Annotated in this window: 10 protein-coding genes; 8 read left to right on the top strand and 2 right to left on the bottom strand. The window is 68.4% G+C overall.

The window, feature by feature from the left end; genetic code table 11:
- The first annotated feature begins 199 nt into the window (after positions 1–199).
- Together ACEN9G_RS02235 and ACEN9G_RS02230 are read left to right on the top strand one after the other, a co-directional pair.
- Positions 200–3,358, top strand: a complete 3,159-nt coding sequence (locus tag ACEN9G_RS02235) for a sensor domain-containing protein (protein WP_483127632.1) — start codon at positions 200–202, stop codon at positions 3,356–3,358.
- The gene (locus tag ACEN9G_RS02230) at positions 3,327–5,654 is read left to right on the top strand and encodes a xanthine dehydrogenase family protein molybdopterin-binding subunit (protein ID WP_483127631.1); all 2,328 of its coding nucleotides are present in this window, start codon (positions 3,327–3,329) and stop codon (positions 5,652–5,654) included. Before ACEN9G_RS02235 ends, ACEN9G_RS02230 begins: the two co-directional genes overlap by 32 nt.
- On the opposite strand, the gene ACEN9G_RS02225 is transcribed toward ACEN9G_RS02230, so the two are convergent.
- Entirely contained in the window at positions 5,655–6,083 is a 429-nt protein-coding gene (locus ACEN9G_RS02225; protein ID WP_413346247.1) for a thioredoxin family protein, read from the bottom strand.
- 62 nt (positions 6,084–6,145) lie between these two features.
- Here ACEN9G_RS02225 and tsaB point away from each other — a divergent pair, with 62 nt between their 5' ends.
- The 4 genes from tsaB to ACEN9G_RS02205 are packed head-to-tail and all read left to right on the top strand — an operon-like array spanning position 6,146 to position 9,198.
- Positions 6,146–6,883, top strand: a complete 738-nt coding sequence (gene tsaB, locus ACEN9G_RS02220; protein WP_483127630.1) for a tRNA (adenosine(37)-N6)-threonylcarbamoyltransferase complex dimerization subunit type 1 TsaB — start codon at positions 6,146–6,148, stop codon at positions 6,881–6,883.
- Positions 6,880–7,341 (top strand): ribosomal protein S18-alanine N-acetyltransferase, encoded by a 462-nt coding sequence (gene rimI / locus ACEN9G_RS02215; RefSeq protein WP_483127629.1) that lies wholly within the window; start codon positions 6,880–6,882, stop codon positions 7,339–7,341. Before tsaB ends, rimI begins: the two co-directional genes overlap by 4 nt.
- A complete protein-coding gene (locus ACEN9G_RS02210; protein ID WP_483127628.1) occupies positions 7,338–8,273 on the top strand; it encodes a uracil-DNA glycosylase in 936 nt (311 codons plus the stop codon). Before rimI ends, ACEN9G_RS02210 begins: the two co-directional genes overlap by 4 nt.
- The gene (locus tag ACEN9G_RS02205; RefSeq protein ID WP_413340050.1) at positions 8,257–9,198 is read left to right on the top strand and encodes a DUF1853 family protein; all 942 of its coding nucleotides are present in this window, start codon (positions 8,257–8,259) and stop codon (positions 9,196–9,198) included. The genes ACEN9G_RS02210 and ACEN9G_RS02205 overlap by 17 nt, the downstream gene beginning before the upstream one ends.
- 179 nt (positions 9,199–9,377) lie before the next feature.
- On the opposite strand, the gene lplT is transcribed toward ACEN9G_RS02205, so the two are convergent.
- Positions 9,378–10,640: a lysophospholipid transporter LplT gene (lplT, locus tag ACEN9G_RS02200; protein WP_413340052.1), complete on the bottom strand. Its 1,263-nt coding sequence runs from the start codon at positions 10,638–10,640 to the stop codon at positions 9,378–9,380.
- Between the two features lie 137 nt (positions 10,641–10,777).
- Between lplT and alr the strand changes: the two genes are divergently transcribed.
- Positions 10,778–11,890, top strand: a complete 1,113-nt coding sequence (gene alr / locus ACEN9G_RS02195; protein WP_413340054.1) for an alanine racemase — start codon at positions 10,778–10,780, stop codon at positions 11,888–11,890.
- A 10-nt stretch (positions 11,891–11,900) separates the two neighbouring features.
- The gene (radA, locus tag ACEN9G_RS02190) at positions 11,901–13,280 is read left to right on the top strand and encodes a DNA repair protein RadA (protein WP_413340055.1); all 1,380 of its coding nucleotides are present in this window, start codon (positions 11,901–11,903) and stop codon (positions 13,278–13,280) included.
- Positions 13,281–13,324: the final 44 nt, after the last annotated feature.

Genomic DNA, 13,324 nt, shown 5'->3' with positions numbered 1-13,324 from the left:
GGCATGGAAAATTACGTAAATCCGCGTCGCCAACGTGGCAACCAGGTAACGGTTACCGCTATCACCGTGCACGCGCGCCTAAAAAGGTGTGACGTACGGCAACTGTTGCGTGCATAATCAAAAAAAACATTAACTTATTGATTTACCACAGAAAGATGTCGTATCAGCCACAGGCTGACCGGCACCGCATCTCTCCGCCATGTCCTTCCTGTCCCGTGCCGCCCTGTCCGCGTTACCGTCGCGCCTCGCGCGGCTGTACGGCCGCTCGCTGTACGCCGCGCTGCTCGTGCTGGTGGCCGGCGGCCTGGCGATACCGGCCGTCGTGGGCGGCTACCTCATGATCGGCGTGCAGGAACAGCATGCGGCGCGCCGCGAGCTGGACGAGACCCTGCAGCGCAATGCCGACATCCTCGCCCTCGGCATGCAGGAATCGCTGTGGAACATGAACATCGACGCGGCCCGCTCGCTCGTCGATTCGCTGATGGGCGACCCGGCCGTCGTGCGCGTGCATGTGGGCGCGCAGGCGGAGGGCGATTTCATCGACCGCCGCGCGGCGGCCGCGCCCGGCGGCCACGTGCTGCGCGCCGAGCGCGAGGTCGTCGTGCATGGCCAGCCGATCGGCCACGTGACGGTCGAAATGGACGACAGCCTGAGCCAGCAATCGCTGCGCGCCAAGCAGGTGCGCTACGCGCTGGTGCTGGCGGTGCAGCTGGGCGTGTCGCTGCTGCTGATCCTGATGCTGCTGCGGCGCCGCCTGCTGGCGCCGCTGGGCACCCTGATGAGCTTTTCCGATCACCTGGCGCGCGGCCAGTTCGACGCGCCGCTCGCGCTGTCCACGAACGACGAACTGGGGCGGCTCGGCGGCCAGCTGGAGCACATGCGTATCGCGATCGGCGACCTGTTCCAGGACGTCGCGCGGCGCGAGGAACGCTTCCGCACCATCGTCACGCAGGTGCCGGGCGCCGTGTTCCGTGCCCGGCCGGGTGGGGCGATCGACTTCGTCAGCGACGCCATCGAAGACATCTCCGGCTATCCAGCGGCTCACTTCATCGGCGCGCACACGGACCGCTGGGCCGACGTCATCTGCCCGGAAGACCGCAAGATGCAGCGGCACTTCGTCAAGGAGGCCGTGCTGGGCGTGCGGCCTTACGAGATCGAATACCGCATCACGGACGCCGCCGGCATCGAGCGCTGGGTGCTGGAGAGCGGCCAGCCGGTCGGCTTCGACGGCAACGCCGCGTTCTGGATCGACGGGATCATCTCCGACATCAGCGAGCGCAAATACAACGAGATGCGCATCGAGGCGCTGCTGGCCGAGCAGGGCGCGGTGCTGGACAACGTCATGTTCGGCATCATGTACGTGCGCGAGCGCCGCGTCGTGTCGACCAACCGCCGCTTCGACGAATTGTTCGGCTACGGCGAGGGCGAGCTGCTGGGCGATCCGATCGGCGTGCTGTTCCCGACCGTCGAGGATTACGTGCAGGGCATCGACGCGGCGGAACCCGTGCTGGCGCGCGGCGGCGATTTCGGCGACGAGCGCCAGTTCCGCCGCCGCGACGGCAGCCTGGTGTGGTGCACCGTGAGCGGCCGCGCGCTCGACCCGGAACGCCAGGACGACGGCAGCATCTGGGTGTTCGCCGACATCACGGAGCGGCGCCAGACCGAGGAAAAGCTGCGCCTGTCGGCCACCGTGCTGGAACACATCGCCGACGGCGTGATGGTGATCGACCTGCACGGCAAGATCGTCGCGACGAATCCCGCCTTCACGCAGATCACCGGGTACACGGAGAGCGAAGCGGTCGGCACGCATTCGAGCCTCACGCGCCTGGCGAGCCACGACGCCGGGTTCTCCGAGGCGCTGTGGACCGACCTGGCGGAGACGGGCTTCTGGCGCGGCGAACTCCTGAACCGCCGCAAGAACGGCGAGACTTACCTCGAGTGGCTGACCGTGTCCGCGGTGCGCGACGATGCCGACGCCGTCACGCACTACGTCTGCGTGTTTTCCGACATCACGAAGGTCAAGGAATCGCAGGAGAAGCTGGACCACCTGGCGCACCACGACCCGCTCACGGGCCTGCCGAACCGCCTGCTGTTCCACGACCGCCTGCAGCACGCGATGGTGCGCGCGGCGCGCAACAATCGCCAGCTCGCGGTGATGTTCATCGACCTCGACCGCTTCAAGACCGTCAACGACACGCTCGGCCACCACGTCGGCGACGAGCTGCTGAAACAGGTGGCGGGCCAGCTGGCCGGGTGCCTGCGCGATGGGGACACGCTGGCGCGCCTGGGCGGCGACGAATTCATCGTGCTGCTGGAAGACGTCGACGGCGCCCACGGCGCGCGCCAGGTCGCGGAAAAACTGATGCAGCTGTTCGAGCGGCCCGTGCTCGTGTCGGATTACGAACTGTTCGTCACGGGCAGCGTCGGTATCAGCCTGTTCCCGCAGGATGCCGTCGACATGAACGTCTTGATCCGGAATGCCGACGTGGCCATGTACCAGGCCAAGGCGCGCGGCCGCAACGGCTACCAGCTGTATGCCCCGTCGATGGATGGCGACGGCGCCGAGCGCCTGCGCATGGAAGGCCTGCTGCGCCGTGCGATCGAGCGGGGCGAGATCCGCTTGCATTACCAGCCGCAGGTCGAGATCGAGACGGGCCGCCTGATCGGCGTCGAGGCGCTCGTGCGCTGGCACAGCGCGGAACTGGGCCATGTGCCCCCGGTGCGCTTCATTCCGCTCGCCGAGGACATCGGCTTCATCGGCCAGCTGGGCGCGTGGGTGCTGGAAGAGGCGTGCCGCCAGGTGGTATGCTGGGAGACGGCCGGGCTGTACGTGCCGAAGGTGGCGGTGAACCTGTCGGGCCGCCAGTTCGACCGCGGCAGCGTGGCGCCGCTCGTCGCGCGCGTGCTCGCCGACGCAGGCCTCGCGCCGCAGCGGCTGCAGCTGGAGGTGACGGAGTCCGTGATCATGAATACGGGCGACGCGCTCCAGTACATCAACGACCTGCACGCCCTGGGCGTGGAACTGGCGATCGACGATTTCGGCACGGGTTATTCGTCGCTCGCGTACCTGAAGCAGCTGCCGGTGCAGACACTGAAAATCGACCGCAGCTTCATCAAGGACATCGCTGCCGACAAGGACGACGAGGCGATCGCGGTCGCCATCGTCCAGCTGGGCAAGAGCATGGACCTCGCCGTGATCGCGGAAGGCGTGGAGACCGCCGAGCAGGCGGCCTTCCTGCTGCGCCACGGCTGCCGGCGCGCGCAGGGCTATCTGTACGGCCGGCCGGTGGAGCCGGCTGAATTGTTGGAGACATGGAGGCAGGACGATGCGGGACACGGGCGGACCAGGTTCGGATAAGGAGGACGGTGGTCCTGTACGCATCGTGCGCAGGGGCCGGCGCCGGTTCCTGCTGGGCGGCCTGGCCGCGGGCACGGCGCTCGTCGTCGGCTGGGGCGTCGCGCCGCCGCGCCAGCGCCTGCGCGCGACCGGGCCGGCTGCCGTGCACGATGCCGGCACCATCGCCCTGAACGGCTGGGTCGCGATCTCTCCCGACGGCACCATCGACGTCGTCGTGCCGCGCAGCGAGATGGGACAGGGCGTGCACACGGCGCTGCCCATGCTGCTGGCCGAGGAACTGGACGCGCCGCTGGCAGCCGTACGCGTCGTGCAGGCGCCCATCGACAAGATCTTCGCCAACCTCACCGTCCTGCGCGACACCCTGCCGTTCCATCCGGACGATGCCGGCAACTTCCAGCTGGGCGCGCGCTGGGTCGCGGGCAAGGTGGCGCGCGAGCTGGGCATCATGTTCACGGGCGGTTCGACGAGCGTGAAGGATGCGTGGCCGACGATGCGGACGGCCGGCGCCGTCGCGCGCGCGATGCTGCTGCGCGCGGCCGCCGAGCAGTGGAAGACGACACCGGAGACGCTGTCGACGCGCGACGGCATGGTGCTCCATCCTGACGGACGGCGCGCGCCGTACGGCCCGCTGGCGCAGCGCGCGGCTGCGCTGGGCGGCGACATCGATGCGGACGACGTCCGCCTTAAGACGCCCGCGGACTTCCGCCTGATCGGCAAGCCGGTGCCGCGGCGCGACGCGCCATCGAAGGTCAACGGGCGCGCGGTGTTCGGCATCGACGTGCGGCCGGAAGGCCTGCTGTACGCGGCGCTGCGCATGGCGCCCGTGCTGGGCGCAGGTGTCGCGGGGTTCGATGCGGGCAAGGTGGCGGCGCTGCCGGGCGTCGAGCACGTCGTCGACGTATCGTCCGCGCTCGCGCCGTTGTCCGGTGCGGGCGCCGGCGTCGCGGTCGTGGCGAAGGGCTGGTGGCAGGCGAAGCAGGCCGCGCTGGCGCTGCCCGTGCAGTGGACCGCGAGCCCGCATGCCGCGTTGTCGAGCGAGTCCGTGTTCGCCGGTTTTGCGAAGGCGCTCGATGAAGAATCGGGCCACGCGTATTTCGAGGCCGGCAGCCAGGACGCGGCCGAACTCGCGGGCACGCGCACCGTGCGGGCCGAATACCGCGCGCCGTTCCTCGCGCACGCGACGATGGAACCGCAGAACTGCACGGCGCAGGTCCTGGACGGCAAAGTGACGCTGTGGTCGCCCACGCAGGTCCCGAGCATCGCGGTGGACGTGGCGGCGAAGGTCGCGGGCGTCGCGCGCGAGGATGTGACCATCGAGGTGACGATGCTGGGCGGCGGCTTCGGCCGGCGCCTCGAGACCGACATGGTGGCGCAGGCCGTCGCCGTGGCCATGCAGACGCGCGGCCGCCCGGTGCAACTGATCTGGACGCGCGAGGACGACACGGGCCACGACGTCTACCGCCCGGCCGCGCTGGCGCGCTATACGGCGCACCTCGGCGCCGACGGGCGCGTGCTGGCGTGGGACAGCAAGCTGGCGAGCGGCGCCATCGGCCACCAGTACTTCCCGCGCAACCTCGGCCTGCCCGGTGTCGGCCCGGACAAGACGACGGCCGAGGGCGAGTACGACCTGCAGTACGCGATCGCGAACCGCCGCAGCCGCCACGTGACGGTCGACAGCGTCGTGCCGATCGGGTACTGGCGTTCGGTCGGCCACTCGCACAACGCGTTCTTCAAGGAGAGCTTCGCGGACGAGGTGGCCCATGCGGCGGGGCAGGACCCGGTCGCGTGGCGGCGCGCGCTGCTGAAGGACCATCCGCGCCACCTGGCCGCGCTGGACGCGGCGCTCGCGCGTGCGGGCACGCCGGCGGAAGGCCGCGCGCACGGCGTCGCCGTGCACCAGTCGTTCGGGACCGTGGTGGCGCAGGTCGCGGAAGTGTCGGTGCAAGACAAGGAGATCCGCGTGCACAAGGTCGTGTGCGCCGTCGATTGCGGCCTCGTCGTCAATCCGAACATCGTCGCGCAGCAGGTCGAGTCGGGCGTCGTGTTCGGGCTGTCGGCCGCGCTGGCGGGGGAGATCACCTTCAAGGACGGCCAGCCGCAGCAGGCGAATTTCGGCGATTATCCCGTGCTGCGGATGGCGCAGGTACCCGAGGTCGAGACCATCATCGTACCGAGCGCGGAACCGCCGGAAGGCATGGGCGAACCCGCGGTGCCGCCCGTCGCGCCGGCCGTGGCGAATGCCGTGTTCAAGCTGACGGGGCAGCGGCTGCGCAGCCTGCCGCTGCGCCTGGCTTGATCACTCGTCGGCGTTGGCGATGAGGGTGCGCAGGTTGCACTCGCGCTGCCACGCCTGCCGTTCCGGCGTGGAGGCCGCCTGGCGCATGAGTTCGTCGCCGCTCAACTCCGCCTGCGCCTGGATCAGCCGGTCCGCGACTTTCGGATCCGGCAGCATCGTGCCGAAGAACGCGACGGCATCGCCGCGCTGCACGAGCAGCGTGGGAAAATTTTCCACGTCGAGGTCGCCGACGACGTCGGCCTGGTCTTCCACGTCGATCCAGACGAACGTCTTGTCGGGATGGCGCGTGGCCAGGCCGTCGAACGCGGCGCGGTAGGACGAGCAGGTGCCGCACCAGGCAGCGCACAGGCAGGCGACGATCCAGCCGTCGCCGTGGAGGGCGGCGGCAACCTGGTCGCGGGTATCGGGCTCGAGGGTCAGACTGGACATGGGCGCGATTCTACAACGGTTCCGCGCTTTTGGCTGGCCGGGCCGCCGGGTTACAATACGCCATGCCTATCATCCTCGCCATCGAAACCTCGTCCGAGCTGGCGTCCTGCGCGTTATTGAACAGCGCGGACGGCGCGGACACCCCCGTATTGACCTCCGTATTGACCCGCGAATCGTCCGGCGTGCGCACGCATTCGCAGTCCGTCCTGCCCATGGTGCAGGAGTTGCTGCGCGACGCCGGCATCGCCCTGGCCGACTGCGACGCGATCGTATTCGGCGCCGGTCCGGGTTCGTTCACGGGCGTGCGCACGGCGTGCGGCGTGGCGCAGGGTCTCGCGTTCGGCGCCCGCAAACCCGTGCTGCCGCTGGTGACGCTGGAAGCGATGGCCGAGGCGTGCCGCGCACGCACGGGCGCGTCCGACGTGCTCGCCGTGCTGGATGCGCGCATGGGCGAAGTCTATTGGGCGCAGTACCGCTGGACCGGCGCGTGGCAGGCCGTGCGCGCGCCTGCGCTGAGCGCGCCGGGCGCCGTCGCGCCCGAGATGGTCGAAGGCTTGACTGCCTGCGGCAACGGCTTCGCGGCGTATCCGGAAGCCTTCGCGGATGCGCCGTTTGTGGCCGGTGCGCACAGCGACATCCTGCCGCATGCGCGCGAATTCGCGGTGCTGGGCGTGGCCGCGCTGGCGGCGGGCCGCGCGGTGCCGGCCGACGAGGCGCAGCCGCTCTACCTGCGCAACAAGGTCGCGTACACGAGCGCGGAACGCCAGGCCATCAACGCGGCCAGGGCGGACGGGCGATGACCGACGCCGCGCACCAGGAACTGCGCCCGATGGTCGTGGGCGACGTCGACGAGGTGCATGCCCTCGAATGCAGCGTGTTTCCGCATCCGTGGAGCCGGGCGAATTTCATGGACTCGCTCGCGAGCGGCTACGATGCGTGGGTGCTGCGCGAGCCGGCGGGCGCGCTGGCCGGGTATTTCCTGCTGATGTACGCGCTGGACGAAGCGCACCTGCTCGACGTGGCCGTCGCGGCGCCGCTGCACGGACGCGGCGTCGGGCGCTACCTGCTGGACCGCATCGCGGCCAGGTCGCGGGCAGAGCGCATGGCGTCGATCCTGCTCGAGGTGCGGCCGTCCAACACGCGCGCACTCGAGGTGTACCGGCGCTACGGCTATGAAGAGATCGGCCGCCGCAAGGGCTATTATCCCGCGCACGAAGGGCGGCGCGAAGATGCGATCGTGATGAGGTATGTGTTATGAACGGTGTCAGCGAACGCGACGCCATCTTCCTGAACGAGATGGGCCTCGGGCCGCTGTGGCAGTTGCGCACGGCGCCGCCGCGCGAGGTTGCCCCGCAGCCGACGCCGCTGCAGCCGGTGGCGCAGTCGGCGTCCGCGCTGGCGCCGGTCGCCGCGGCGGTCGTCGAACCGCCCGCGCCGGTCGCGCGGCCGCCACGGCCCGCGCCGGCGGGGCCGCGTCCGCCTGGCCCGACGCCGCTGCAACCGGTCGCGCAATCCGTGTCCGCGCTGGCGCCGCCGGCCGACCACGATTCCGCCTGGGACGATGCCGCGTTGCCGAGCGACGCGACGCCGGAAGAAATCGCGGCGATGGACTGGGACCAGCTCACCATCGCCATCGCCGCGTGCCGGCGCTGCAGCGCGTGCCGCGAAGGGCGCGCGCCGGTGCCGGGCACGGGCGCGAAGCAGGCGCGCTGGGTCGTCGCGGCCGGCGCTACGACGGCTGCCGATGAAAAGGCGCGCGTCCCGCTCGCGGGCGATTCCGGTAAGCTGCTGGACAATATGCTGGCCGCCGTCGGCATGGGCCGCGAGCGCGACGTCTACGTGACGAACCTCATCAAATGCCGCCCGACGACGCCGAACGGCGGCGAGCGCGCGCCCACGCCGCAGGAGGCGGCCGCGTGCCGTCCCTACCTCGAACGCGAGGTGGCGTTGACGGGCGCGGAGACCGTCCTGACCCTGGGCCAGATCGCCGCCAACACCTTGCTGGGCCGCGCGCTGCCGGAACCGCTGGCCGGCGCGCGGGGCAGCGCTCACGCGCTGGAGACGGGCGGACGCACGGTGAACCTGGTGGCGACCTTGCATCCGGGCGAACTGCTGCGGCGCGGCGCCGACAAGGCCCTTGCGTGGGCCGACTTGTGCAGGGCAAGGAACGCCCGTGCGCGCTCAGGCTGACACGTACCAGGCGCTGTTCGAACGCCGCTGGCGCCATCTGCGGCGCGCGCGGGTGCGGGCGCTGGCCTGGCTGCTGGACGCCCCGGACCTGCTCGACATCCACGACCCGCACTGGGAAGGCCGCATCGCGACGCTCGGTCCGATGACGGAAGCCACGGCGCGCTGGCTGGCCGAACTCGATGCCGATCCCGCGCCGCTGGACGCGGCACTCGGTTCGAAGATGTATACGCGCCTCGGCCTGTACGCGGAAAAGCTGATGGCCTTTTATTTCGCGCACCAGGGCCGCCTCGTCGCGCACGGCCTGCAGGTACGGGCCAGCCGCAACGACACCGTCGGCGAGTTCGATTTTCTGCTGGATGCGGGCGAGGGTGTCGAACACATCGAGTTCGCCACCAAGTTCTACCTGCTGCAGGGCGATGCCGCGACGGGCTTCGACACGTTCGTCGGCCCGAACCTGGCCGACAGCCTGGGCCGCAAGATGCGCAAGGTGTTCGAGCGCCAGCTCGAACTGGGCCGCCACCCGGCCGCGCAGGACGTATTGCCGCGGCCCGTCGTCGCGGCGCGCGCGCTCGTCAAGGGCTGGCTGTTTTATCCGCGCGGCACGTACCAGGCCATGCAAGGCATCACGGCGGGCCACTGCCGCGGCTTCTGGTGCGCACTGGAAGAACTCGACGCCTTGCCCGGCGACCGTTTCCTGATCCTGCCGCGCCTGCAATGGCTGCCGCCGTTCCGCGCGCAATCGGCGGTGTGGATGCTGGACAAGGCCCAGCTGGCAGCGGAACTGGAAGACCACTTCATGGCGTCAAGCGCGCCCGTGCTCGTGGCGCTCGTGCGGGAAGAGCCGGACAACATCGTGGAATTCGAACGGGGCTTCATCGTCTCGAACGACTGGCGCGACCGCGCCAACGCCCGCCTGCACCCCTGACCGGGGTCAGACCTCAAGATTCGGGGTCAGAGCACATTTCGGCGCACTGTCTTTTCAGCATTGTTTGACGCCGCGCGCCCGCATGCAGCCCCTCGCGCGGTCACGGCTTGCGCATCGCTGCCCGTACTGATCAATTTCTCGAAAAAGTGCTCTGACCCCGAATTACCGAATTACTTGGATCAGTGCTTGTGCTCGCCGATCAGCGCGAGCGAGTCGTGCTCGCGCTGGTTCGCCGCATGGCGGCGGCCGATCAGCCACATGATGCCGGCCAGCGACATGCCGAACAGGACGATGATGACGTCCAGGTCCAGGCTCAGCGTGATCATGATGGCGTACAGCGCCAGCATGGTGAGGATGGAGAGGTTTTCGTTGAAGTTCTGCACGGCGATCGAGTGGCCGGCGCTCATCAGCACGTGGCCGCGGTGCTGCAGCAGGGCGTTCATCGGCACGACGAAATAGCCGGACAGGAGGCCGATGAGCAGCAGCAACACGACGGCGATCGGCAGCGAATACACGATCGTCATCGAGGTCACGACGAGGCCCATGATGATGCCGAGCGGGATCACGGTCAGTGATTTCTTCAGCGGGATCATCTTCGCCGCCATCGCCGCGCCGATCGCGGACCCGATGGCGACGACGCCGATCAGCCCCGTCGCCTTGTCGAGGGACATGTGCAGCGAGCGCTTGGCCCATTCCAGCACGATCAATTGCAGCGTCGCGCCGGCGCCCCAGAACAGCGTCGTCACGGCCAGCGAGATCTGGCCCAGCTTGTCTTTCCACAGCGTGGCGGAGCAGTCGGCGAAATCGGCGATCAGCTTGGCCGGATTGCGTTCCTGGTGCTCGTAGCGGGCGCCGGTGTCCGGGATGCGCAGGTTGAAGCCGGCCGCCAGCGCGTACACGCCGATCAGCACGGCGAGCTGGGCCTTGGTCGAGGAGTTGATGCCGGTGTCGATATAGGGCACGTCCAGCGTCATCAGCCAGGCGCTGCCGTGGGCACTGACGAGGGCGCCGCCCATGGCCGCGCCGAGGATGATGGACATGACGGTCAGGCCCTCGATCCAGCCGTTGGCCGCGACGAGTCGTTCAGCCGGCAGCAGCTCGGTCAGGATGCCGTATTTGGCGGGGGAGTAGACGGCGGCGCCGAAGCCGACGACAGTGCAGGCGATGAGGGGGTGGGCGCCGAAGAAGATCAGGCAGCACCCGAAAACCTTGATTAGATTGGCGGTGAACATCACCCGTCCCTTGGGCATTGAATCGGCAAACGCGCCGACGAATGGTGCCAGGAGGACGTAGAACAAGACGAACGACAGCTTCAGCAGCGGAGTGAGCGAAGCCGGGGCTTTCATCGCCGTTAGCAGACCGATCGAGACAAATATCAGCGCGTTGTCGGCCAGCGACGAGAAGAACTGCGCCGCCATGATGGTATAAAAACCACGGTTCATTCGAAAGGTTCAAAAAACTGGATGGGTTGCTTTATACCATGAAAGACCGCTTAGCCCAAGGAATCGACAATACGGCATTTCACTGCCGGGAGTAAAATAAACCTTTCGTTCTCAGCCGTCGCCCCCATCTGAAAGCCATGCCACGTCCCCTGCACGCCACCATCCACCTCGACTCCATGCAGCACAATCTGGCCCGTGCGCGCGCCTGTGCGCCGCAGGCGAACGTCTGGGCGGTGGTGAAGGCGAACGCGTATGGACACGGCCTGGAACGGGGCATGCGCGGCTTCGCGCAGGCCGACGGCCTGGCCCTGATCGAAACGGAAAGCGCGCTGCGCCTGCGCGAGCTGGGCTGGGTGAAGCCGATCCTGTTATTAGAGGGAATCTTCGACACGTCGGACATCCCCTTGCTGGCTGAACATAATGTCAACAGCACGGTCCATTGCATCGAGCAGGTCAAGATGCTGGAGTACACCCAGCTCTACCGTCCCATCGACGTGCACCTCAAGATGAATACGGGCATGAACCGCCTCGGCTTTCGGCCGGACGAGTTCGCGGCGGCCTACCAGCGGCTGCGCGCCATCCCGGGCATCCGCAACATCACGTTGATGACGCATTTCGCGAACGCGGACGAGCTGGAGCATCCGCGCCTGTCGATCGGCGAGCAGGTACGCCGGTTCCGGCTGGGCGCGGACGGCTTGCCGGGCGAGCGCAGCCTGTCGAATTCCGGCGGGGTGCTGCACACGGCGGAGCTCGTTCAGGAATTGCAGAGCGACTGGGTGCGCCCCGGCATCATGCTGTACGGCGGCACGCCTGGTGGCCGCTCGGCCAAGGACTACGGGCTGTTGCCGACGATGACACTGAAATCCGAAGTCATCGGCATCCAGCACCTGGAGCAGGGCGACAGCGTGGGCTACGGCAGCCGCTTCCAGGCGGACCGCGCGCTGACGGTGGGCATCGTCGCCTGCGGCTATGCGGACGGCTACCCGCGCCATGCCGAGCACGGCACGCCCGTGCTGGTGGACGGCGTCCGCACGACGCTCGTCGGCCGGGTGTCGATGGACATGATGGCGGTCGACCTGTCGCCCATTGCGAACGCGCGCGTGGGCAGCAAGGTCACCCTGTGGGGCGACGGTCTCCCGATCGACGAGGTGGCGCATGCCGCCGGCACGATCGGCTATGAATTGATGTGCGCCGTGGCGCCGCGCGTGCGCGTGGCCGAGGCGCCGCTCGGGTGCGATCCCATTTTATAACCAAGGAATCATGGCTAAACCCCGTACCAGTTTCGTCTGCAGCGATTGCGGCAGCGTCGCCAGCCGCTGGACCGGCCAGTGCGCCGATTGCAAGGCCTGGAACACGATGACCGAGCAGGTCGAGACCGCCGGCCTGAACCGCATGTCGCAGACGCCGCACATGCATAAGAGCCTCGCGCAAACGGCCCCCGTGCTGTCGCTGGCCGACATCGAGGCGATCGACGTGCCCCGCTTCGGCACCGGCATCGACGAATTCGACCGCGTGCTGGGCGGCGGCCTCGTCGCGGGCGGCGTCGTGCTGATCGGCGGCGACCCCGGCATCGGCAAGTCCACCTTGCTGCTGCAGGCGCTGGCGAACCTGGCCGCGGCGCGCAGCACGCTGTACGTGTCCGGCGAGGAATCCGGCGCCCAGATCGCCCTGCGCGCGCGCCGGCTGCAGGTCGAGGCGAAAGACCTGAAGCTGCAAGCCGAGATCCAACTGGAAAAAATCCTCGGCACCATTGCCGACCTCAAGCCGGAGGTCGCCGTCATCGACTCGATCCAGACCGTGTACTCGGATGCGCTGACGTCGGCCCCCGGTTCCGTCTCGCAGGTGCGCGAATGCGCGGCGCAGCTCACGCGCGTGGCCAAACAGACGGGCGTGACGATCATCCTCGTCGGCCACGTGACGAAGGAGGGCGCGCTCGCGGGGCCGCGCGTGCTGGAGCACATCGTCGACACCGTGCTGTATTTCGAAGGCGATACGCAGAGCAGCTTCCGCCTCGTGCGCGCCATCAAGAACCGTTTCGGCGCCATCAACGAGCTGGGCGTGTTCGCGATGACGGAAAAGGGCCTGAAGGGCGTGTCGAACCCGTCCGCACTGTTCCTGTCGCAACACGACAACCAGGTGCCCGGTTCCTGTGTGATGGTGACGCAGGAGGGCACCCGGCCGCTGCTGGTCGAAGTGCAGGCGCTCGTCGACGCGAGCCATTTGCCGAACGCGCGCCGGCTGTCCGTCGGCCTGGAGCAGAACCGCCTCGCGATGCTGCTCGCGGTGCTGCACCGCCATGCCGGCATTGCCGCGTTCGACCAGGACGTGTTCATCAACGCGGTGGGTGGCGTCAAGATCACGGAGCCCGCGGCCGACCTGGCCGTCCTGCTGGCGATCAATTCGTCGATGCGCAACAAGGCGCTGCCCCGCGGCCTCGTCGTGTTCGGCGAGGTGGGCCTGGCCGGCGAGATCCGTCCCGCCCCGCGTGGGCAGGAGCGTTTGCGCGAGGCGGCGAAGCTGGGCTTTTCCGTCGCCGTGATCCCGAAAGCTAATGCGCCGAAGCAAAAGATCGAGGGGATGACCATCGTGGCCGTCGAGCGGATCGATGAAGCGTTCAGCAAGCTGCGCGAGCTCGACTGATCACCGTAACTTGAATAGCGGTAACACGCAAGGTTATCGTTTGC

It is taken from the genome of Massilia sp. Masssp94 (genome assembly GCF_059491305.1).
The sequence above is the reverse complement of the archived record's forward strand: the minus strand, read 5'-3'. Positions and strand labels throughout refer to the sequence as shown.

Excerpts from the sequence above, each read along its gene's own strand:
- ACEN9G_RS02235 (WP_483127632.1), top strand. The coding sequence starts at position 200 with ATGTCCTTCCTGTCCCGTGCCGCCCTGTCCGCGTTACCGTCGCGCCTC.
- ACEN9G_RS02230 (WP_483127631.1), top strand. The coding sequence starts at position 3,327 with ATGCGGGACACGGGCGGACCAGGTTCGGATAAGGAGGACGGTGGTCCT.
- ACEN9G_RS02225 (WP_413346247.1), bottom strand. The coding sequence starts at position 6,083 with ATGTCCAGTCTGACCCTCGAGCCCGATACCCGCGACCAGGTTGCCGCC.
- tsaB (WP_483127630.1), top strand. The coding sequence starts at position 6,146 with ATGCCTATCATCCTCGCCATCGAAACCTCGTCCGAGCTGGCGTCCTGC.
- rimI (WP_483127629.1), top strand. The coding sequence starts at position 6,880 with ATGACCGACGCCGCGCACCAGGAACTGCGCCCGATGGTCGTGGGCGAC.
- ACEN9G_RS02210 (WP_483127628.1), top strand. The coding sequence starts at position 7,338 with ATGAACGGTGTCAGCGAACGCGACGCCATCTTCCTGAACGAGATGGGC.
- lplT (WP_413340052.1), bottom strand. The coding sequence starts at position 10,640 with ATGAACCGTGGTTTTTATACCATCATGGCGGCGCAGTTCTTCTCGTCG.
- alr (WP_413340054.1), top strand. The coding sequence starts at position 10,778 with ATGCCACGTCCCCTGCACGCCACCATCCACCTCGACTCCATGCAGCAC.
- radA (WP_413340055.1), top strand. The coding sequence starts at position 11,901 with ATGGCTAAACCCCGTACCAGTTTCGTCTGCAGCGATTGCGGCAGCGTC.